Annotated in this window: 17 protein-coding genes; 6 read left to right on the forward strand and 11 right to left on the reverse strand. The window is 73.2% G+C overall.

Going from position 1 to position 20,646, the window contains the following annotated elements; all coding sequences use genetic code 11:
• Positions 1–52 precede the first annotated feature (52 nt).
• The 5 genes from ACWGPF_RS07090 (at position 53) to ACWGPF_RS07110 (ending at position 6,861) form a co-directional block, all read left to right on the forward strand.
• A complete protein-coding gene (locus ACWGPF_RS07090) occupies positions 53–1,339 on the forward strand; it encodes an extracellular solute-binding protein (RefSeq protein ID WP_452332157.1) in 1,287 nt (428 codons plus the stop codon).
• 8 nt (positions 1,340–1,347) lie between these two features.
• Positions 1,348–2,340: a carbohydrate ABC transporter permease gene (locus tag ACWGPF_RS07095; RefSeq protein WP_452332158.1), complete on the forward strand. Its 993-nt coding sequence runs from the start codon at positions 1,348–1,350 to the stop codon at positions 2,338–2,340.
• A complete protein-coding gene (locus tag ACWGPF_RS07100; protein ID WP_452332159.1) occupies positions 2,337–3,221 on the forward strand; it encodes a carbohydrate ABC transporter permease in 885 nt (294 codons plus the stop codon). The genes ACWGPF_RS07095 and ACWGPF_RS07100 overlap by 4 nt, the downstream gene beginning before the upstream one ends.
• Positions 3,218–5,581: a beta-xylosidase/alpha-l-arabinosidase gene (locus tag ACWGPF_RS07105; RefSeq protein ID WP_452332160.1), complete on the forward strand. Its 2,364-nt coding sequence runs from the start codon at positions 3,218–3,220 to the stop codon at positions 5,579–5,581. The genes ACWGPF_RS07100 and ACWGPF_RS07105 overlap by 4 nt, the downstream gene beginning before the upstream one ends.
• 119 nt (positions 5,582–5,700) lie before the next feature.
• Entirely contained in the window at positions 5,701–6,861 is a 1,161-nt protein-coding gene (locus tag ACWGPF_RS07110) for an ROK family transcriptional regulator (protein ID WP_452332161.1), read from the forward strand.
• Between the two features lie 22 nt (positions 6,862–6,883).
• Here the strand turns inward: ACWGPF_RS07110 and ACWGPF_RS07115 are convergent, their stop codons facing one another.
• The 9 genes from ACWGPF_RS07115 to ACWGPF_RS07155 all read right to left on the reverse strand — a co-directional run bounded on the left by ACWGPF_RS07115 (position 6,884) and on the right by ACWGPF_RS07155 (position 17,290).
• Entirely contained in the window at positions 6,884–7,960 is a 1,077-nt protein-coding gene (locus ACWGPF_RS07115; protein ID WP_452332162.1) for a mandelate racemase/muconate lactonizing enzyme family protein, read from the reverse strand.
• Positions 7,957–8,877: an NAD-dependent epimerase/dehydratase family protein gene (locus ACWGPF_RS07120; RefSeq protein ID WP_452332163.1), complete on the reverse strand. Its 921-nt coding sequence runs from the start codon at positions 8,875–8,877 to the stop codon at positions 7,957–7,959. The genes ACWGPF_RS07115 and ACWGPF_RS07120 overlap by 4 nt, the downstream gene beginning before the upstream one ends.
• A complete protein-coding gene (locus tag ACWGPF_RS07125) occupies positions 8,874–10,247 on the reverse strand; it encodes a Gfo/Idh/MocA family protein (protein WP_452332164.1) in 1,374 nt (457 codons plus the stop codon). The genes ACWGPF_RS07120 and ACWGPF_RS07125 overlap by 4 nt, the downstream gene beginning before the upstream one ends.
• 85 nt (positions 10,248–10,332) lie before the next feature.
• Entirely contained in the window at positions 10,333–11,325 is a 993-nt protein-coding gene (locus tag ACWGPF_RS07130) for a LacI family DNA-binding transcriptional regulator (protein WP_452332165.1), read from the reverse strand.
• A gap of 31 nt (positions 11,326–11,356) precedes the next feature.
• On the reverse strand, positions 11,357–12,412 hold the full coding sequence (locus ACWGPF_RS07135) for a M24 family metallopeptidase (protein ID WP_452332166.1): 1,056 nt from the start codon (positions 12,410–12,412) through the stop codon (positions 11,357–11,359).
• Between the two features lie 98 nt (positions 12,413–12,510).
• A complete protein-coding gene (locus tag ACWGPF_RS07140; RefSeq protein ID WP_452332167.1) occupies positions 12,511–13,818 on the reverse strand; it encodes an O-acetylhomoserine aminocarboxypropyltransferase/cysteine synthase family protein in 1,308 nt (435 codons plus the stop codon).
• 66 nt (positions 13,819–13,884) lie between these two features.
• The gene (locus ACWGPF_RS07145; protein ID WP_452332168.1) at positions 13,885–14,826 is read right to left on the reverse strand and encodes a quinone oxidoreductase family protein; all 942 of its coding nucleotides are present in this window, start codon (positions 14,824–14,826) and stop codon (positions 13,885–13,887) included.
• Positions 14,827–15,315: 489 nt separating this feature from the next.
• Positions 15,316–16,587 carry an alpha-hydroxy acid oxidase gene (locus tag ACWGPF_RS07150; protein WP_345436672.1) on the reverse strand — a complete coding sequence of 424 codons (1,272 nt, stop codon included), beginning with the start codon at positions 16,585–16,587 and terminating at the stop codon, positions 15,316–15,318.
• The gene (locus ACWGPF_RS07155) at positions 16,556–17,290 is read right to left on the reverse strand and encodes a FadR/GntR family transcriptional regulator (RefSeq protein WP_452332169.1); all 735 of its coding nucleotides are present in this window, start codon (positions 17,288–17,290) and stop codon (positions 16,556–16,558) included. The genes ACWGPF_RS07150 and ACWGPF_RS07155 overlap by 32 nt, the downstream gene beginning before the upstream one ends.
• Positions 17,291–17,360: 70 nt before the next feature.
• Between ACWGPF_RS07155 and ACWGPF_RS07160 the strand changes: the two genes are divergently transcribed.
• Entirely contained in the window at positions 17,361–18,275 is a 915-nt protein-coding gene (locus ACWGPF_RS07160) for a pseudouridine synthase (protein ID WP_452332170.1), read from the forward strand.
• Here the strand turns inward: ACWGPF_RS07160 and ACWGPF_RS07165 are convergent.
• A complete protein-coding gene (locus tag ACWGPF_RS07165) occupies positions 18,264–19,220 on the reverse strand; it encodes a serine hydrolase domain-containing protein (protein ID WP_452332171.1) in 957 nt (318 codons plus the stop codon). The genes ACWGPF_RS07160 and ACWGPF_RS07165 overlap by 12 nt on opposite strands.
• Positions 19,217–20,629, reverse strand: a complete 1,413-nt coding sequence (locus ACWGPF_RS07170; RefSeq protein ID WP_452332208.1) for a rhamnulokinase — start codon at positions 20,627–20,629, stop codon at positions 19,217–19,219. Before ACWGPF_RS07170 ends, ACWGPF_RS07165 begins: the two co-directional genes overlap by 4 nt.
• Positions 20,630–20,646: the final 17 nt, after the last annotated feature.

Consider the following 20,646-nt stretch of genomic DNA (forward strand, 5'->3'; position numbering starts at 1 on the left):
GGCGGCGCTTCCCGGCGCCGGCGGTGCCCACTCGACGAAGAGGAGAGACCCGATGAGAGCACGCAGGTTCCTGACGATCACGGCGACGACGGGCGCGCTCGCGCTGCTCGCCGGCGGATGCGCGGCGGGCGGCGGCGGCGACGCAGACGGCGATGTCACGCTGACGTTCTGGCACAACTCCACGACGGGCGACGGCAAGCAGTACTGGGAGGACGCCACGGCGGCGTTCGAGGCGGAGAACCCCGGCGTGACGATCGAGGTGCAGTCGATCCAGAACGAGGACATGGACGGACGGCTCCAGACCGCCGTCAACTCCGGCGACATGCCCGACATCTTCATGGCGCGCGGCGGCGGCAAGCTCGCCGACGTCGTCGCGGCGGGAGCCGTCAAGGACCTCACCGACCTCATCTCGGACGACGTGCGCGCAGACTACGGCGACGGCGTCTTCAGCGCGTTCACGGTCGAGGGATCCGTCTACGGCCTGCCCGTCGCCGTGCTGCCCGGTGGCATCTTCTACAGCGAGGACCTGTTCGCCGCCGCCGGCGTCTCCGAGACCCCGACCACCCTCGACGAGCTCGTGACGGCGACGGACGCCCTCGAGGACTCCGGCGTCGAGCCCATCGCCCTCGGAGCCATGGACGCCTGGCCCGCCGCGCACTGGTACTACTTCTTCGCCCTCCGCGAATGCGGACAAGATGTCATCACCGACGTCGCGACGTCGCTCGACTTCTCCGACGACTGCTGGCTCGCCGCAGGCGAGGACCTCGCCGACTTCGCGGCGACCGAGCCGTTCAACGACGGCTACCTGACGACCTCGGCGCAGCAGGGCGCCGGATCATCCGCGGGCCTCGTCGCCAACCACCAGGCGGCCATGGAGCTCATGGGCGGCTGGGACGTCGGCGTCATCGCGTCGCTCACCCCCGACGAGCAGCCGCTCGCCGACCTCAGCTGGTTCCCGTTCCCCGCCGTCGACGGCGGCGACGGAGACCCGACCGCGATGATGGGCGGCGTCGACGGCTTCGCCTGCGCCGTCGATGCGCCGAGCGCGTGCGAGGACTTCCTCAACTTCATCGCCTCGACCGAGTGGCAGGAGCAGTACGCGACCGCGTACCAGGCCATCCCCGCTGCGAAGTCCGCTCAGGGCGCGGTCGCCGATCCGGCGCTCGAGCCGCTGATGGCGGCCTACAACGACTCGTCGTACGTCGTGCTCTGGCTCGACACGCTGCTCGGCCAGAGCGTCGGCAACGCGCTCAACACCGCGGTGGTCGAGCTGCTCTCCGGCGGCGGATCGCCCGAGGGCATCGTCGAGGCGGTCGAGGGCGCCGCGGCGCGGGGCTGATGCGCGACATGTCCGCCGCCCTTCTCGAGACGCGCGAGGTCGGTGCACCCGCACCGGCCTCGCCGCCGGCCCGCCGGGCCCCTCGCCGAACCGACTGGCGCAAGCGCGGCGAGATCGCCCTGCTCGCCGGCCCCGCCGTCGTGATGTTCCTCGCGTTCGTGATCTTCCCCGTCCTGATGGCGGCGTACTACGGCTTCTTCCGTTGGAAGGGCTTCGGGCCGCCCACCGACTTCGTGGGGTTCGAGAACTACGCGATCATCCTGCAGGACCCGACGTTCCGCGACGCCGTGCTGCACAACGGGCTCATCGTCGTCGCCTCGCTCGTGCTGCAGGGTCCGCTCGCCATCCTGTTCGCCCTGCTGCTCAACCAGCGCATCCGCGGGCGCTCGCTCATCCGCGTCCTCATCTTCGTGCCGTACGTCATCTCCGAGGTCGTCGTCGGCACGGGATGGAGCCTCATGCTGCAGGACCGTGGCGCGCTCAACGGCCTGCTCGCGGGCATCGGGCTCGGGGCGTGGCAGAACTCGTGGATCGCCGACCCTGCGATCGCGATGTGGACCCTGATGGCGATCATCACGTGGAAGTACATCGGCTTCGCGGTCATCCTCATGCTCGCGGGCCTGCAGGGCATCCCCGAGGAGCTCTACGAGGCCGCCGCGATCGACGGGGCGTCGTTCTGGCAGATGCAGCGCAGCATCACGCTGCCGCTGCTGGCACCGACCATCCGCATCTGGGCGTTCCTGTCGATCATCGGCGCCCTGCAGCTGTTCGACCTCGTGAACATCATCTGGGGCCAGTACGTGTCGGCGACCGCCGGCACGTCGACGATGGCGACGTACATGTACCTGAACGGGCACATGGCGGGCAACTACGGGTTCGGCAACGCCGTCGCCGTCGTGATCTTCGCCATCTCGCTCGTCGTCGCACTCGTCTACCAGCGCTTCGTGCTGCGGCGCGACACCGAAGGCGCCCTCACGGGCGGTGAGGGGAAGAAGAAGTGACCTCCACGACCCTGCTCGTGCTCCCGGGAGCGCGTGCGCGCCGTCGGGTCGCGGCACGGCGCACGGGCGGCGGCGCCCGTGCGATCACGTACCTGTGCGCCGTCGTGCTCATCGCGATCTGCATGGGGCCCGTGCTGTACATCGTGCTCGGCGGATTCCGCACGAACGCGCAGATCACGACCGACCCCGCGGGGCTCCCCGCCCCCTGGAACCTCGCGAACTACGGCGACGTGCTCGCGAGTGCGTCGTTCTGGCAGGCGATGGGCAGCTCGACCCTCACGGCGCTCGGCACCACGGCAGGGGTCGTGGCGCTCGGCCTCATGGCGAGCTACGTCATCGCGCGCTACGACTTCGCCGGCAAGGGCGCCCTGTACGCGCTCTTCGCCGCGGGGCTCATGTTCCCCGTGACGGTGGCCATCACGCCGCTCTACCTGCTCGTGCGCAGCCTCGGGCTGACGAACAACCTGCTCGGCGTCATCCTGCCGCAGATCGCGTTCGCGCTGCCCACGACGATCATCATCCTCGTGCCGTTCCTGCGCGCCATCCCCGCCGAGATCGAGGAGGCGGCATCGATCGACGGCGCCTCGCGGCTCGGCTTCTTCTTCCGCATGGTGCTGCCGCTGAGCCTTCCCGGTGTCATCACGACCGGGATCCTCGCGTTCATCGGATCGTGGAACGGCTACATGCTGCCGCTGTTCCTGCTGAGCGACCCGAACCTGTTCACGCTGCCGCTCGGCGTGCAGAACTTCGCGTCGCAGTACTCGGTCGACACGGCGCGCGTGCTCGCGTTCACCTCGCTGTCGATGCTGCCGGCCCTCGTGTTCTTCAGCCTCTTCGAGCGCCGCATCGTCGGCGGCCTCACCGGGGCGGTGAAGGGATGAGCGCCCGCGTCGACGACCTGCTCTCGCGCATGACGCTGGACGAGAAGCTCGCCCAGCTCGTGGGCGTGTGGATCGACCGCGGCGGCGAGGTCGTCGCGCCCCTGCAGGGCGAGATGGCGTCGGATGGCGCCGGTGCGGCGCTCGCCGACCGCACCCGCGACGGCATCGGCCACTTCACGCGCGTGTACGGCACGCGGCCCGTCGACCCGGCCGAGCGCGCGGCGTGGCTGCACGCCGAGCAGCGGCGGCTGCAGACGCAGACGCGCCTCGGGATCCCGGCCCTCGTGCACGAGGAGTGCCTCACGGGGCTCGCGGCGTGGCAGGCGGCGACCTTCCCCACCCCCCTCGCGTGGGGCGCCTCGTTCGATCCCGCGCTCGTCGAGGAGATGGCGGCGGCGATCGGCGAGTCGATGCGGGAGCTCGGCGTGCACCAGGGGCTCGCGCCCGTGCTCGACGTCGTGGGCGATGCGCGCTGGGGTCGCGTCGACGAGTGCATCGGGGAGGACCCCTACCTCGTCGGGACGGTCGGGACGGCGTATGTGCGCGGCCTGCAGGGGGCGGGCGTGCACGCCACCCTCAAGCACTTCCTCGGGTACTCGGCGTCGAAGGCGGGGCGCAACCACGCCCCCGTGCCGGCCGGCCCGCGAGAGATCGCCGACGTCTACCTGCCGCCCTTCGAGATGGCGCTGCGCGACGGCGGGGCGCGGTCGGTCATGAACAGCTACGCCGACATCGACGGCATCCCCGTCGCGGCCGACGGCGCCCTGCTGACCGACCTGCTCCGTGAGCGCCTCGGGTTCGACGGCGTCGTCGTGTCGGACTACTTCTCCGTCGCCTTCCTCGAGGTGATGCACGGTGTCGCCGCGAATCGCGGCGACGCCGCCGCCCAGGCGCTCGCCGCAGGCATCGACGTCGAGCTGCCAGACGGCGACGCCTACCTCGCGCCGCTCGCCGAGCGCGTGAGGTCCGGCGCCGTGCCGGAGGAGCTCGTCGACCGCGCCGTCCGGCGCGTGCTCATGCAGAAGGAGGAGCTGGGCCTGCTCGACCCCGCGGCCTTCTCGGGCGCTCCGCCCACGTCGATCGACCTCGACACGCCGCGGCACCGCGACATCGCGCGACGGCTCGCGACGGAATCGATCGTCCTCCTGCACGGCGACCCCGCGCCGCTCGCGGATGCGCGCCGGGTCGCCGTGATCGGCCCGAACGCCGACCGCGCCGAGGCGCTGCAGGGCTGCTATTCGTTCGCGAACCACGTGCTCGCGCACCATCCCGGCCACCCGCTCGGGTTCGCCATCCCCACGGTGCGCGAGGCGATCGAGGCGACAGGGCGCGACGTGGTGCACGCCGTCGGCTGCGCCGTCGAAGGCGACGACCGGTCGGGCTTCGCGGAGGCCGTCGCCGCCGCGCGCGGGGCGGATGCGGCGGTGGTCGTCGTCGGCGACCAGGCGGGGCTCTTCGGGCGCGGCACCGTGGGCGAGGGCAACGACGCGGAGTCCCTCGACCTGCCAGGCGCCCAGCGTGCGCTCGTCGAGGCAGTCGCCGCGACGGGGACGCCGGTCGCGCTCGTCGTGCTCACCGGCCGGCCGTATGCGATCGACTGGGCTCTCGACGGCGCGGTGCCGCTGAGCGTGCTGCAGGCGTTCTTCCCCGGCGAGGGAGGCGGGCTGGCGATCGCCGACGTGCTCACCGGCGCGGTCGCGCCGTCGGGCCGTCTGCCGGTCTCCCTGCCGCGGTCGACGGGCGCGCAGCCGTACCGCTACCTGCACCCGCGGCTCGGCGGGCCGTCCGACGTCACGTCGGCCGACTCGACGCCGCTGCGGCCCTTCGGGTTCGGTCTCACCGGCACGACATTCGCCTACGACGACCTGAGGGTCGACGGCACGGCTCCCACCGACGGCCGCTTCCGCGCCTCCGTCGTCGTGTCGAACACGGGAGGGCGCCCGGGCATCGATGTCGTGCAGCTCTACGGACGCGACGTCGTCGGCTCCGTCGCCCGCCCCGTCGCGCAGCTGCTCGCGTACGCGCGCGTGCCGCTCGAGCCGGGGGCGTCGGCGCGCGTCGAGTTCGACGTGCCGGCGACGCGGTTCGCGTTCAGCGACCGCGCGCTGCGCCGCGTCGTCGAACCGGGCGACGTGGAGGTGTGGGTCGCGGCGCACGCCGAGGCGTCGACCGTCGCGGCGGACGGCGACGGGGCGATCACGAGCGCGCGCGAGAGAACCGGGCGGTCGCTCCCGGGCGCCGCGACGTCGCGCGCCGTCGTGAGGCTGACGGGCGGCGTCCACGTCGTCACCGCCGATGATCCGCGCATTGTCGACGCGCGGATCGACAGGCCGGTCGCGGCGCAGCCTCCCGGCTGCTGAGCGGGCGGAGCGGGCCGACACGTCGCGACGTGTCCCGGGAAGCGGGGCGCGGCCATCCGAACGGATATCGTGATCGGAACGACAAATCCGGCGGAGGGAACGAGATGGCGGATCGCGCGATGAGCGTGGAGGGCGTGCGGCGACGCAACCTCGGCGAGGTGCTGCGGCTCGTGCACGAGGAGGGGGCGCAGTCCCGGGCGCGCATCACCGCCTCGACGGGACTCAACCGCTCCACGGTCGCCGATCTCGTCGCCGCGCTCGCCGAGGCGGGCCTCGTCGAGGAGCGCGAACCCGACCAGACGAAGCGCGTCGGGCGCCCCTCGCCCATCGTCGCCTCGAGCGACGACGTCGTCGCGATCGCCGTGAACCCCGAGGTGGACGCGCTCGAGGTGGGCGCGATCGCGCTGAGCGGCGTCGTGCGTGCGCGCGTCCGCGAGGAGTCCGACCGCCTCCTCACGCCCGAGGAGACCGCGGCGGCCGTCGCCCGCATCGTCGAGGGATGGCGCGGTCGCGAGCTCGCGGGCAAGCGGATCGTCGGGCTCGGCGCCGCGGTGCCCGGACTCGTGCGTGCCGCCGACGGCGTCGTCCGCCTCGCCCCGCATCTCCGGTGGCGGGACGCCGCCGTCGGCGAGCTCCTGCACGAGGCGACCGGGCTGCGCGTCGCGGTCGGGAACGACGCCTCGCTGGGTGCGCGCGCCGAGCACCTGTTCGGCGCCGCCGAGGGGCACGAGAACGCCGTCTACCTCAACGGCGGGGCGTCCGGAATCGGAGGCGGGCTCATCCTCGACGGCCGGCCCATCGGCGGGGCGGGCGGGTACGCGGGGGAGTGGGGGCAGAACCGCCCCGGCATCCCCGACGACGCCGACCGGCGCGCCCCCGACGGCGCGCTGGAGGACGAGGTCAGCCGGGCGCGCCTGCTGCACGCGCTCGGTCTCGTCTCGGCGGACGATCCCACCCTCGCCGCGGCGCTCGCGGCGAGCACCTCGGCGGCCGTCGCCGATGAGGTGGAGCGTCAGCGGCGCATCCTCGCGACGGCGCTCGCGAACGCCGTCAACGTGCTGAACCCGTCGGTCATCGTGCTGGGCGGGTTCCTCGGGATGCTCGTCGCCGCGGACGCCGATGGATTCGATGCCGCCGTGCGCGCCCATGCGCTGTCGGCGCCCGCCGAGGGCCTCGTCATCCGCCCCGCCGCGCTCGCCGAGGACCGCCTGCTCATCGGCGCGGCGGAGGCGGCCTTCGCGCCGCTGCTCGCCGACCCGCTGGCGGATCCGCCGGCCTGAGCGGACCCGACATCGCGGCCGATCAGCCGTGCGGGCGGTGCCGGAAGAGCAGCCCCAGACCGTCGTGCGGCTCCTCCGCGAGCGCGCCGTCGGCGATGCGGACGGGGCTCGGGCCGTCGAGTGCGCCGAGCGCGGCGAAGCCGGCGTCCTCCACGTCCTCGGCGAGAGGACGGCCGGGGAGGGTCAGCGCGAGCTGACCGGAGAGCTCCGGCAGCAGGTGCGGGTGCACCTGCACGCCGTGCGCCTCCGCGCGCTCGGCGATGCGCAGGAACGGCGTGATGCCGCCGACGCGCACGACGTTCGGCTGCGCGAAGCGGATGGCCCCCGATGCCAGGTACTCCTCGAACCGGTACACGGTGTGGAGGTTCTCGCCGACGGCGATCGGGGTGGCGATGCGCCGCGACAGCTCGATATGACCGGGCAGGTCGTCGGCACGGAGCGGCTCCTCGATCCAGTCCGGCGCGAAGGGCTCGAGCCGCTCCATCGCCCGGGTGGCGGCGTCGAGGTCCCAGCGCTGGTTCGCGTCGATCATGAGCCCGCGATCGGCCCCCAGCACCTCGCGCACGGCGCCGAGCCGGTCGGCGTCCTCCGCGGGATCGGGCTTCCCGACCTTGATCTTCACCGCGCCGAACCCCGCGTCGACCCAGCGGCGCACCTGCGCGACGAGCTCGTCCTCGGTGTAGTGCAGGTTGACCCCGCTGCCGTAGGCGGGCACGGTCTCGCGCCGGCGGCCGATGAGCGCCGACACGGTCGACCCCGCGGCGCGCGCCGCGGCGTCCCAGAGGGCGAGATCGAGCCCCGCCAGGGCGATCGTCGTGATCCCGCCGCCGCCCGCCTCGTGCAGGTGCCGCCACAGCCCGTCCCAGGCCTCGCGCGGATCGGCCGGCCGGCCGGCCGCGGCGGGCGCGACGTCATGCACGAGCAGGGCGTGCACGGCCTCGGCTCCGATCTGCGGCGTCCAGGAGAAGCCGTGGCCCTCGGTTCCGTCGGAGAGCACGACGCGCGTCGCGACGACGCCCACGCTCGTGACGTCGGCCGCCCACGGACTGGTCAGCGCGACGCGCTCGAGGCGCGCGTCGAGCGAGCGGATGGCCGTCATGCGACGCGCTCCTCCGCGGCCGTCTCGCCGAGCTCCTCGCGCCAGGTGTGCCGGGGCCGCCATCCGAGCAGTTCGCGCGCCTTGGCGTTGGAGAACGCCGAGCGGGTGCCGGTGAGCTCGGCGGCCATCCGCTCGGTGCCGGGGAAGAACCGCGGCATGAGCTCGGCGAGCGGGTCGCGCGCGAGCGCGTCGTCGGCGCCGACGAAGAACACCTCGCCGTTGGGGATGTCGTCCATCGCGGAGAGCAGCGTGTCGGCGAACGACGACACGTCGCGTGCGTCGACGTAGTTGAAGACGGCCGGGGCCGACAGAGCGGGATCGGCGAGCCGTTCGACGACCGTGTGACCCTGCTGCGTGGGCGCGCCGGCCCACTCCTCCGGCGCGATGACGTAACAGGGGCGGAACGCGGCGAAGCGCACGGCGTCGCCCGTCTGGCGCTGCAGCATCCCGATGGTCTGCTCGATGAGCAGCTTCGACAGTCCGTAGGCGTTCCACGGCCGCGGCGGGGTGCGCTCGTCGAGCGGCAGCCGGTCGGGGAGCCAGCCCGCGGGGGCGCCGTAGCCGAGCACGGTCGGGCTCGATGCGGCGACCACCTTGGGCACGCCGGCCGCGGCCGCGGCGCCGAGCACCGACACCGCGAGGCCCGCGTTGGTGCGCATGATGACGTCCTCGGGGGCGCTGAAGGGCACGGCGATCGCGGCGAGGTGGATGAGCGCCTCCGGGCGGCTCTCGGCGATGACCGCGGCTGCGGCGTCCGCGTCCGACAGGTCGGCGGCGAGCTGCGCGATGCCCGCGAGCTCGGGGGCGTCGGAGACGTCGCGGTCGACCGAGACGAGCTCATGCCCGCGCACGGCGAGGCCGGCGACGAGGCTGCGGCCGAGGCGGCCCGCGCCGCCCGTGACGAGGATGCGCGTCACGCCCGGCTCTCCGCTGGCACGCCGTGGCCGTCCGGGGCGACGGCGTCGCGGGCGAGCAGGGCCACGCCGAGCTCGGACACGCGCACCGGCAGCCCGGTCTCGAGGGAGCGGTTGCCCGCGATGCCCACCGCGATCGAGCGGACGCCGTCGGTCCAGTCGGCCGGGCGTCCGAGCGGGTCGTCCTGCGGGCCGACGAAGACGTCGGACAGGAGGAGCGCGTCGCCCCCGCCGTGGCCGCCCTCGCCCGTGACGATCTCGACCTCGACGGGCTCCTCCCAGTGCCGCTGCACGATCAGCCGCTCGCCGCTGGGGCGCAGCGTCGATGCCTCGCCTCCCGACAGGCTCGGATCGAGGACGGGGTGGAGCCCCTCGTCGACGACGAGGGACCCGCGCTCGACGACCTCGAGCTCCGCGCGGCCCTCCGTGCCGTTCACGGCGACGCGGTAGCCCTCCCACGGCGAGTGCGCGTTGAGCGAGTAGCTCAGCGTCGCTCCCGAGGCGTAGTCGACGACGAGCGCGAGATTGTCCTCGATCGTGATGCCGTCGCCGAACACGTCGAGGTCTCGGCGGTAGCCGTCGTGCTGCTCCGCCTCGAGGTAGAGCTGCGCGAGGCGCGGATCGTCGCGCAGGTCGAGCTCGAACGCGTCGTGCGCGCCCTCGTGGGTGCCGCGTTCCGGCCGGGTGCCGAGGCCGCGTGCGGCGGCGTTCTCCGCGCCGTAGAACCGCAGGCCGCCGGAGGCGAACACGCGGCGCGGCTCGCTCGCGATCCACCAGTTGACGAGGTCGAAGTGGTGGCTCGACTTGTGCACGAGCAGTCCGCCGGAGTTCTTCTTGTCGCGGTGCCAGCGGCGGAAGTAGTCCGCTCCGTGCTTCGTGTCGAGCATCCAGGAGAAGTCGATCGAGGTGACCCGGCCGATGCCGCCGGAGCGGATGACCTCGCGCAGGGCCGAGTTCCGGGGGGAGTAGCGGTAGTTGAACGTGATGACGACCCGGCGACCCGTGCGGGCGACGGCGTCCTCGATGCGCGCGGCGCTCTCCGCGTCGATCGTGAGCGGCTTCTCCACGACGACGTCGGCGCCCGCATCCAGCGAGCGCACGATCATCTCCGCGTGCGTGTCGTCGCGCGAGCAGATGACGACGCGCTCGATCCGCTCCGCCGCGATCATCTCCTCCAGCCGCTCGGGCGTCCAGACCGACGGGGCGTCCAACCCCTTCGCGACCACGCGGTCGACGTACACGGCGGCGCGCACGGGGTTGGGCTCGCACAGGGCGACGAGCGCCGCGCGGTCGCGGTAGGTGTCGGTGATCGCGTCGACGTACATCTGCGCGCGATGCCCGGTGCCGACGACGGCGTAGCGGAGCTGGCTCATCGGTGAGTCCCTTCGGGTAAGAAAGCGGTTTCTCACGATACCACGGCGCACGGTCCCGCCGTCAAGCGGCGTGAGGCTGTGCCCATCAGACGCGCGGGGGCGCCGTGCTGCCGCGCACCGCGAGGACGGGGGCGAAGACCTCGGGATCGGGCGCGTCGTCGCCGTCGAGGAGAGCGCGCATCGCTGCCCACGCGCGCTCGCCCATCCGGTCGGTCGGCACGGCCGCCGTCGTGAGCGGCGGCGTCGTGTACGGGGCGAACGGGATGCCGTCGAAGCCCGTCACCGAGACGTCCGCGGGGACGGCGATGCCGGCGTCGTGCAGGGAGCTGAGCAGGCCCATCGCGACGAGGTCGTTGTAGGCGAGCACGGCGGTCGCACCGGAGTCGCGCACGGCGTCGACGGCCGCCGCTCCGTCGGCGAATCCCGTGCCGCACGCGGCCTCGTCGAGGGTCAGATCGGGATGCTCCGCGCGCGCCCCGGCGATGGCGGCGAGACGGCGCGCGTTCGAGGCGCTCCCCGGGACGCCGGCGAGGAAGAGGATGTGCCGGTGCCCGAGATCGTGCAGGTGCTCGATGAGCTCGCGGAGGCCGCCCGCGTAGTCGGCTGCGACGACGGGCGCGGCCTCGTGGGGAGGGCGGTTGACGAGCACGGCGGGCGACAGGCGGGGGAGCAGCGCATCGAGCTCGTCGTCGGCCATGCGGGGGGCGACGAGGACGATGCCATCGGTGCGCCGTCTGGCGTCGACGGCGAGCGACGCCTCGTCGGCCGCGACCTCGGCCGAGTCGGCGACGAGCACGTGGTAGCCGTCCGCGGCCGCCGAGCGGCTGAGCGTGCGCAGCACGCCCTGGAAGGTCGGGTTGCCGAGGTCGGGGACGAGCACCGTGATCGTCTGCGTCTTGCCGAGCGCGAGGCTGCGGGCGAGCGGGCTCGCCGTGTAGCCGAGCTCCTCCGCCGCGGCCTGCACGCGCGCGACGAGCCCGGGGTCGACCTTCGGGTTCCCGTTCATGACGCGCGAGACGGTGGCCGGCGAGACCCCCGCGTGCTTCGCGACGTCGGAGATCCGCAGCTTGCCTGTCATGGCTTCGAGCGTATCGGCAGTGCGCGGCCGATCAGCCGAGGTCGAGCTCGGCCGGGCGCGCCATGCCGCGGACCGCCGTGGTGGGCCAGGCGGGGTCGATCGTGAGCGCCTGGATCCCCGCGGCGCCCACGAGCACGGTGTCCTCGGCCTTCGCCCCTGGCGCCCAGGGATTCCAGGCGAAGGCCTGGTCGACGTCGACCCGTTCCCGCGAGGTCGGCGCGGCCTTCGGGTCGCGGCCGGCATAGCCGGTGGGTCCGCCCTGGTGGTGGCGCAGCCAGGCATCGGGACCGAACCCGTGCTGCAGGTACGCCGCGGCGATGTCGGAGAGCACGTCCGCCAGGGTGCGTCCGGGGCGCGTAGCCGCCCAGGCCTCGGCCTCGACCTCGCGGATGCGCGCAGCGGCCTCCGGCTCGGCCCCGCCGAAGCGCACCCAGCGCGTGGCACTCGCGTGCAGACCGTGGCGCTTCGCGGTCACGACGGCCATGGCGCGCCGGCCGAGGGGGTGCGCGGTGGGGACGGGGTGCTGCACCCCCGAGCGCGCGGCGCCCGCGACGAGGACGACGACGGGCTCCGCGCCCCTCGCGTAGACGGCGGATGCGAGCCTGCCGGCGAGCGCGGACTCCGTCTCGTCGGGGTGCGCTCCGCTCAGCGCCTCCGTGAGGGCGGCCGCGGCGTCGGCGCCGAGGGCGCGGAAGCGCTGAACCTCGGAGGGGAGGAGCGCCGCGCGAGCCGCGCGCAGTTCCGCCGAGATGGCCGACTCGGCCGCTTCGCCGGGCTCGATGGCGTCGAGCGGAGCGAACCAGTCGACGACGTCGATGTCGGCGCCCGGCAGCTCCTCGGCGGCCAGGCGCTCCGCCTCGTTCCGGAGCGCGCGCACGCGCACCTGTCCGTCACGTCCGACGGAGGCCGAGAACACGGCGGCGCCGCCGACCGGCACCGAGGTGCGCGCCCCGTCGAACAGCCACGAGAGCGCCTCGCCCGAGGTGAGGCGCACGGCGTCGAGCCCGCGGCGCTCGAGGATGCCCGTGATGCGGGAGGTCTTGACGGCACGGTCGGCGAGGGTGACTCCCGCGGAGTGAGGCGACATGCGAGAGAGCATACGCGTGAAAGCGGTTTCTCGCGATCTCCTCCGGAAAAGCGCGACGTGGGGGCAGCCGCGGGGTCGTCGAGTGCGCCGGTCGGCGCTCAGGCCAGCGCGAGCGCCTGGTCGAGGTCGGCGAGGATGTCGGCGACGTCCTCGAGCCCGACCGAGATCCGGATGGTGCGCTCCGAGATCCCCGCCGCGGCGAGCTGGTCGGGCGTCATGTGGTTGTGCGTCATCGACGCGGGGTGCGCGACGATCGTCCGCGCGTCGCCGATGTTCGCGACCAGGCGGATGGTCTTCAGACCGTCGATGACGCGCTCGACGCGCGTGAAGGCGTCCTCGTCGCTCGGTGAGAGCTCGAAGGCGAACACGCTCGGTGCGCCCTTCGGGAGGTATTCCCGCGCGACGCCCTTCCACGGGTTCGTCGGGATGGACGGATGGAAGACGACGCCGACTCGGGGATGCGCGTCGAGGAACGCTGCGACGGCCTTCGCGTTCTCGACGTGGCGTGCGACCCGCAGGTCGAGGGTCTCGAGTCCCTGGATGAGCTGGAAGGCGTTGAAGGGGGAGAGGGCGGGGCCGAGGTCGCCGACGAGCTTCGACTTCACGAGCGTGATGAACGCCCGCTCCGGACCGAACGCCTCCCAGAGCGACACATCGCCGTAGCGCCAGTGCGGCACGAAGAGGTTGGGCCACTTCTCCGGCGCGGCCGCGAAGTCGAACGTGCCGAGGTCGACGACGACGCCGCCGAGCGACGAGCCGTGGCCGCCGAGGAACTTCGTCGCGGAGTGAACGACGATGTCGGCGCCGTGCTCACGGGGGCGCAGGAGGTACGGGGTGGCGACGGTGTTGTCGATGACGAGCGGCACGCCCGCCTCATGGGCGATCTCGGCGACCGACGCGACGTCGAGCACCTGGGCGATCGGGTTCGCGACGGACTCCGCGAAGAACGCGCGCGTCGTCGGGCGCACGGCGGCGCGCCACGCGTCGAAATCGTCCTGGTCGACGAACGTCACGTCGAGGCCGAAGTCGCGGAACGTGTCGTCGAAGAGGTCGACCGTGCCGCCGTAGAGCTGGCTGGCGGCGACGACGTGGCCGCCGCGTCCGAGGAGCGCGAGGGTGGCGAGCGCCACGGCCGCCTGACCCGACGAGACCGCCGCGGCCGCCACGCCGCCCTCGAGCAGGGCGACGCGCTGCTCGAGCACGGCCTGCGTCGGGTTGTTGTTGCGGCTGTAGATGTAGCCCTTCTGCCGCAGCGCGAACTTCTCGCGCGCCTCCGTGAGGGAGGAGAACGCGTACGCCGACGACTGGTAGACGGGCGTCGCCACCGTGAACTCGGGAGTGCCCGGGGTATAGCCGGCGTGCAGCTGCGTCGTGGCGAATCCGGTCGGGGCGTCGGCCTGGGTCATGATGCCATTCTCCCGGCGCCCGCGGGAGCGCCCGGAATCCTCATGACGCCGTGTGACGGGCGGACGTCAGGGAACGAGGACGATCTTGCCGCGCGCTCCGCCGGCGAGCAGCTCGTGCGCGCGGGCCGCCTCGGCGAGGGGGAGCTCCTCGCCGAGCTCGACGCTGAAACGGCCGGCCGCGAGGAGGGCGAGCGCGACGGGCACGGCCTCGGCGCGCCAGGACAGCTGCTGTGTCGAGAGCGGCTCCGGCGATCCGCCTCCGAAGGCGCGGATTCCGAGGTGCGCTGCCCGTGCCCCCTGCACGATCGTCGCGATGCGCGAGCGGTCGGCGAGCAGCTCGAGCGATGTCGCGAGCGCCTCGTCGGTGCCGACGGCGTCGAGGACGACGGTGGGGCCATCCGGGATGAGCGCGCGCACGCGGTCGGCGAGCCCGTCGCCGTACGCCAGGGGCTCGGCGCCGAGACCGCGTACGCGGTCGGCGCGGGCGTCGCTCGTCGTCGCGATGACGCGGGCGCCGGCGAGCACCGCGAACTGGATGGCCGCCTGGCCGACGGCCCCGGATCCGCCGTGCACGAGGAGCACGTCGTCGCCGCGGACCCCGAGCGAGCGGAGCGACTGGTAGGCGGTGCCGGCGGGGATGCCGAGCGCGGCGCCCTGCGCCGCCGTGACGCCTGCGGGGCGGAGGACGACATCGGCGGCGCGGCCCACGACATCCGTCGCGTAGGCCCCGGTCGTGCCGGTGAAGGCGACGGGATCGCCCACTCGGAAGCCGTCGACGCCCTTGCCCACGGCCGTGACGTGCCCCGCGCCATCGCTTCCGACGCGGCGCGGCGACGTGATGGGGTCGGACGCGCGCAACCCGGAGCGCAGCTTCGCGTCGATGGGATTCACCCCCGCCGCCTCGACCCGGATCGCGACCTCGCCGGCGTCCGGCGCCGGGGCGTCGACCTCCGCCAGGGTGAGGACCTCGGGCCCGCCGAACTCGGTGTAATGGATCGCCTTCGCCATGCGTTCACGGTAGCGCGACTTCGCCGTCCCGGGCTTCGCCGTCCTGGGCTTCGCCGTCCCGGGCTTTGCCGTCCTGGGCTTCGCCAGTGCGGATGTAGGCCGCAAGGGCCGTTTTGCCTGACATCCGCACTGGCGAGTGCGGGTGGGGTCGACATCCGCACTGGCGAGTAGTCGGCGACGCGCCTGCTCAGCGCGATGTGCCTCCACCCCCGCTTCGCCAGTGCGGATGTGGGTCGCAAGGCTCGTTTTGCCTGACATCCGCACTGGCGAGCGCGGGTGGGGTCGACATCCGCACTGGCGAGTAGTCGGCGACGCGCCTGCTCAGCGCGATGTGCCTCCACCCCCGCTTCGCCAGTGCGGATGTGGGTCGCAAGGCTCGTTTTGCCTGACATCCGCACTGGCGAGCGCGGGTGAGGTCGACATCCGCACTGGCGAGTGGCGACTGGCGACTGGCGACTGCCGCTCGCACCTCGGCGCGAGCGACCGCGCTCAGCGTGCCGTCACGGCCTCCGCGGCGGCGACGTGCGACGGCGCGACCGGCACGAGGCGCGCGAGCTGCGTGACGTGGCGCGGCTCGAGCTCGTCGAGCGTCGAGACGCCCAGCAGCGCCATGGTGCGCTCGATCTCGGTGCGGAGGATCGCGATCATGCGGTCCACGCCCGCGCGGCCGCCGGCCATGAGGCCATAGAGGTACGCACGGCCGACGAGCGTGAACTTCGCGCCGAGAGCGACAGAGGCGACGATGTCGGCGCCGTTCATGATGCCCGTGTCGATCATGACCGTGGCGTCCTTGCCGACCTCGCGCACGACGTTCGGCAGGAGGTGGAAGGGGATCGGCGCGCGGTCGAGCTGGCGGCCGCCGTGGTTGGAGAGGACGATGCCGTCGACGCCGAGGTCGATGAGCTTCTTCGCGTCCGGCACGTTCTGCACGCCCTTCACGACGAGCTTGCCCGGCCACATCGAGCGGATGACGTCGAGGTCGTCGTACGAGATCGTCGGGTCCATCGCGGCGTTGAGCAGGTCGCCGACCGTGCCGCCCGTCGTCGAGAGCGAGGCGAACTCGAGCTTCGGCATCGTGAGGAAGTCGAACCACCACCACGGGCGCGGGATGGCGTTGATCACGGTGCCGAGCGACAGCTGCGGCGGGATCGAGAAGCCGTTGCGCTTGTCGCGCAGGCGCGCGCCCGCGACGGGCGTGTCGACCGTGAACATGAGGGTGTCGAAGCCCGCGGCCGCCGCGCGCTCGACGAGGCCGTACGAGATCTCGCGCTGGCGCATGACGTAGAGCTGGAACCAGTTGCGCCCGTTCGGGTTGGTCGCCTTGACGTCCTCGATAGAGGTCGTGCCGAGCGTCGACAGCGTGAACGGGATGCCCGCGGCAGCGGCGGCGCCGGCGCCGGCGTACTCTCCCTCGGTCTGCATGAGGCGCGTGAACCCGGTCGGGGCGATGCCGAAGGGAAGCGCGCTCGGGCCGTCGAGCACGGTCGTCGACGTGTCGACGTTCGCCGCCGGACGCAGGATGTCGGGGTGGAACTCGATGTCCTCGAAGGCCTGTCGGGCGCGTGTGATGGAGAACTCGCCCTCGGCGGCGCCGTCGGTGTAGTCGAAGGCGGCGGCGGGTGTGCGGCGCTTCGCGATGGTGCGCAGGTCGTAGGTCGTGAGCGCCGACTCGAGCCGGCGTCGCTTGCCGTTGAGATCGGGCTTCTTGAACTGCATGAGCTCGAGGAGCTCAGCGGGGTTCGGCAGCTGTCGCTTGAGCATGGTGCTCCTTCTCGATGGTGATCTGGTCGTAGTAGCGCGTGATGTGGGCGACGACGGCGTCGCGGGCGCCCTCTGCGTCGTGCGCGCCGACGGCGGCGAGGATGCCCCGGTGCTCGGCGCGCAGACGGGCGCACGTGGACGTCCAGTCCGCCGCCGCGAGAGCACCCGCCGTGACGTACGACTCGATGGCCGAGCGCAGTCCGGCCATGGTCGCCGTGACCACCTGGTTGCCGGAGGCCTCGGCGAGCGCGAGGTGGAACTCCTGATCGAGCGCGAGGAACTCCGCCTGGGTGAGCGAGGGGTCGTCCATGGCGTCGAGCAGCGCGACGGGCCCCGCCAGATCGGGGGAGGATCCCGCGAGGTGCGCGGCGACGTGTGCCTCGAGCACGAGGCGGGTCTCGACGACATCGGCGACCGGGAATCCCGTGGCCGCGAGTTGGAGCCGCATGAGGGCAGACATGCCGCCGCCCGGGACCGCGATGATGATCGCGCCAGAGGTGGGACCGGACCCCGTCGACGTGCGCACGAGACCGAGCACCTCGAGCACGCGGATGGCCTCGCGCACGCTCGAGCGGCCCACGCCGAGCTCGGCCGCGAGGGCGCGCTCGCCGGGCAGCCGGTCGCCCGGAGCGAGCGAGCCGTCGCGGAGAGAGCGCTCGAGGTGGGAGAGCACGGTCTCCCAGGCGCGCTGCTCGTCGGCCATGACGTCTCCTCTGTGGTCAGACCACTGTGGTCTGACCACAGGATAGCATGCGGCCCGGTAGCGTCGTGGGGTGCCCCGATCCCCCTTGCCGCAGCGCCACGGCCTCGACGCCGCGTGGCTGCGCACGCCGCGCGCGAGCGCGCACGAGGGTCTGCGCGACCACCTCGTCGAGCGGATGCCGCGGCTCGCGCCCGCGCGCATCGACGAGATGCTCGCGGACGGCGACTTCGTCGACGAGACGGGCGCGGCCATCCCCGCGGACGCCCCGTTCGCGCCGCACATGTTCGTGTGGTTCCACCGCGATCTGCGGGAGGAGGCGGAGGTGCCGTTCCCCCTCGAGGTGCTGCACCGGGACGAGCGCATCGTCGTCGTCGACAAGCCGCACTTTCTCGCGACGATCCCGCGCGGTCGGCATGTGCAGCAGAGCGTCGTCGTGCGCGCCCGCCGCATGCTCGGCCTGCCGGAGCTCTCGCCCGCGCACCGCCTCGATCGGGTCACGGCGGGCGTGCTGCTGCTCACGACGGAGCAGAGATGGCGGCGGCCGTACCAGACCATGTTCGAGGAGCGCGTGCCGCGGAAGGAGTACGAGGCGGTCGCGGCGGCACCGGGCGACCTCGACCTGCCGATGCACGTGCGCTCGTGCATCACGAAGCAGCACGGCGTCATGCAGGCGTTCGAGCACGACGACCGACCGCCCAATGCGCACACCCTCGTCGACGTCATCGAGGAGCGCGGGGGCCTCGCGCGCTACCGGGCCGTGCCCTTCACGGGGAAGACGCACCAGATCCGGCTGCACATGAACCGGATCGGGCGGCCGATCGTGAACGACCCGATCTATCCCGTCGTCGAGGACGTCGACATCGACGACTTCTCGCGGCCGCTGCAGCTGCTCGCCCGCGCGCTGCGGTTCGTCGACCCCGTCGACGGCTCCGAGCGCGAGTTCACGAGCCGGCGGGCGCTCGAGGCGTTCGGGTCAGACGCCTGACACCACCGCGTTGTCGAGCTCGTCGGCGTCGAGCCCGTGGCCGTTCGCGCGGTTCGTGAGGAGGACCCACGCGACGCCCGCCGAGGGATGCACCCAGAACTCGGTTCCCGACCATCCGCCGTGCCCGTACACGTCGCGGTCGATGAGGCCGGGGGCGCGGGTGCGCAGATTCCACGAGAAGCCCCAATCCTGCCCGCGCTCGGCGGGGTAGGGCTCGAGGCGGGGGATGCCCGTCGTGAGCGGTCGCCGCATCATCGCGAGCGTCGCGGGGCGGACGACGTCTCCTCCACCGCGCAGGAGCGCCGAGCCCAGCTCGAGCAGGGCTCCGGCGGTGCCGATCGCGCCCGCGCCGGGATGCCGCGACGCCGCGAAGCGCGGCAGGTCGAGGCTCGCCTCGACGCCGGGGATGGCGTGCGGGTCGGCATCCTCTTCGAGCACGAGCCCCGGGGCGAAGGCGCGCACCTCGTCCTCCCACGAGCGCCCCGTCGCATGGCGGATGAGCTCGGCCGCTCCCTCGAACGCGATCGACGAGTACCGCGACGCGGTCTCGACGGCGAAGTCGCGGCCCGGACGACGCAGGGCCGCCGCGAGACCTTCCGCGGGATCGAGAGGCGGCTCGATGAGGCCCGACGTGTGGCTCACGAGGTGCGACAGGCGCACGACGTCCTCGCGCGCCGCCGTCTCGGGCACGGCGGCGGCGAGCGGCGTCTGCGGCGTGAGCAGCCCGCGCTCCACGGCGCGCGCCGCGGCGAGGCCCGTGAGCACCTTCGTGATCGAGAACAGGCGGTAGGCGTCGTCGACCCGCGCGGCACGGCCATCCGTCGCGCCGAAGGCCTCGAGCACCTGCACGCCCGACGCGTCGGCGACGCCGAGCACGGCTGTCGGGATGCGTCCCTCATCGACGTGGCGGCGCGCCCAGTCGAGCGCCGCGGGGTATCCCGTCATGCCCGAGGAGCGTAGCGGACGGGCGACGTCGTGCGCGCGACGAGGTCGCGGAGGTCCTCGAGCGACCCCTCGATCGCGCCCAGGGCGCGCGCCTGCACGAGCACGTTGCCGAGCGCGGTCGCCTCGACGGGGCCCGCGAGCACGGGGATCCCCGCGCGGTCGGCCGTCAGCTGGCAGAGGAGCGTGTTGAGCGAGCCGCCTCCGACGAGGTGGATGGCGTTCACGCGCTTTCCCGAGAGCGACGACGCCGTGTGCACGGCCTCCGCGAACGCCGCGGCGAGGCTCTCGACGATGCAGCGGGCGAACTCGGCGCGCGACTGCGGCACCGCCAGGCCCCGCTCGCCGAGCCAGGCCGCGATGCGCTGGGGCATGCCGCCGGGTGCCGTGAACGCGGGGTCGTTGGCGTCGAAGACGGGCTGCGGGGCCTCGACCGCGGCCGCCTGGGCGAGGAGCTCGGGCAGGTCGATCGCCTCGCCCGACTCGCGCTCCCAGGCGCGCACCGACTCGGAGAGCAGCCACAGGCCCATGACGTTGTGGAGGAAGCGGATGCGCCCGTCGACCCCGCCCTCGTTCGTGAAGTTCGCGGCGCGGCTCTCCTCGGTGAGCACCGGCGCATCGAGCTCGACGCCGACGAGGCCCCATGTGCCGCAACTGATGTAGGCCGCATCCGGGTCGGTCATGGGGATGGCGACGACGGCCGAGGCGGTGTCGTGCGATCCGACCGCGACGACGGGCGCATCGAGGCCCGTGGCCGTGCGCACGGCGTCGCGGAGGCCGCCGATGCGCTCGCCGGGCTGGACGAGGCGGGGGAGGAGGCGCGACGGGATGCCCAGGCTCTCGGCGAGAGGGGCGTTCCACGACGAGCCGTCGACGCGCAGGAGACCCGTGGTCGACGCGTTGGTCGACTCGGCGACCTTCTCGCCCGTGAGCCAGTAGGCGACGAGGTCGGGGATGAGGAGCGCGTCGTCGGCGAGGTCGAGCACGCCGGCGATCCGGTCGGCGGCGTACTGGTAGAGCGTGTTGAACGCGAGGAACTGCAGCCCGTTCTCGGCGTAGAGCTCGGAGAACGGCGCGACGGCGTGCACGGCGTCGACGCCGGCGGCTGTCCGCTCATCGCGGTAGTGGTACGGGGTGCCGAGCATGCGTCCGCCGCGGAGCAGCGCGTAGTCGACGGCCCAGGAGTCGATGCCGATCGACGACACCTCGCCGGCCTGGCCGGCCGCGCGCAGCCCGTCGACGATCGAGCGGTAGAGCTCGAGGATGTTCCAGTGCAGGCCGTCGATCGTCTCGACGGGCGTATTGGCGAAGCGGGCGACCGCCTCGAGGCGCAGCTCGTCGGGGCCGACGTGGCCGAGCATGACCCGTCCGCTCGTGGCTCCGAGGTCGACGGCGGCGACGGTGACGCTCATGGGCGTGGACTCCTGTG

The organism is Microbacterium sp. NPDC055683 (assembly GCF_053617895.1).

Coding starts and splice junctions, on each gene's coding strand:
- ACWGPF_RS07090 (WP_452332157.1), top strand. CDS start 53: ATGAGAGCACGCAGGTTCCTGACGATCACGGCGACGACGGGCGCGCTC.
- ACWGPF_RS07095 (WP_452332158.1), top strand. CDS start 1,348: ATGTCCGCCGCCCTTCTCGAGACGCGCGAGGTCGGTGCACCCGCACCG.
- ACWGPF_RS07105 (WP_452332160.1), top strand. CDS start 3,218: ATGAGCGCCCGCGTCGACGACCTGCTCTCGCGCATGACGCTGGACGAG.
- ACWGPF_RS07110 (WP_452332161.1), top strand. CDS start 5,701: ATGAGCGTGGAGGGCGTGCGGCGACGCAACCTCGGCGAGGTGCTGCGG.
- ACWGPF_RS07115 (WP_452332162.1), bottom strand. CDS start 7,960: ATGACGGCCATCCGCTCGCTCGACGCGCGCCTCGAGCGCGTCGCGCTG.
- ACWGPF_RS07125 (WP_452332164.1), bottom strand. CDS start 10,247: ATGAGCCAGCTCCGCTACGCCGTCGTCGGCACCGGGCATCGCGCGCAG.
- ACWGPF_RS07130 (WP_452332165.1), bottom strand. CDS start 11,325: ATGACAGGCAAGCTGCGGATCTCCGACGTCGCGAAGCACGCGGGGGTC.
- ACWGPF_RS07135 (WP_452332166.1), bottom strand. CDS start 12,412: ATGTCGCCTCACTCCGCGGGAGTCACCCTCGCCGACCGTGCCGTCAAG.
- ACWGPF_RS07140 (WP_452332167.1), bottom strand. CDS start 13,818: ATGACCCAGGCCGACGCCCCGACCGGATTCGCCACGACGCAGCTGCAC.
- ACWGPF_RS07145 (WP_452332168.1), bottom strand. CDS start 14,826: ATGGCGAAGGCGATCCATTACACCGAGTTCGGCGGGCCCGAGGTCCTC.
- ACWGPF_RS07150 (WP_345436672.1), bottom strand. CDS start 16,587: ATGCTCAAGCGACAGCTGCCGAACCCCGCTGAGCTCCTCGAGCTCATG.
- ACWGPF_RS07155 (WP_452332169.1), bottom strand. CDS start 17,290: ATGGCCGACGAGCAGCGCGCCTGGGAGACCGTGCTCTCCCACCTCGAG.
- ACWGPF_RS07165 (WP_452332171.1), bottom strand. CDS start 19,220: ATGACGGGATACCCCGCGGCGCTCGACTGGGCGCGCCGCCACGTCGAT.
- ACWGPF_RS07170 (WP_452332208.1), bottom strand. CDS start 20,629: ATGAGCGTCACCGTCGCCGCCGTCGACCTCGGAGCCACGAGCGGACGG.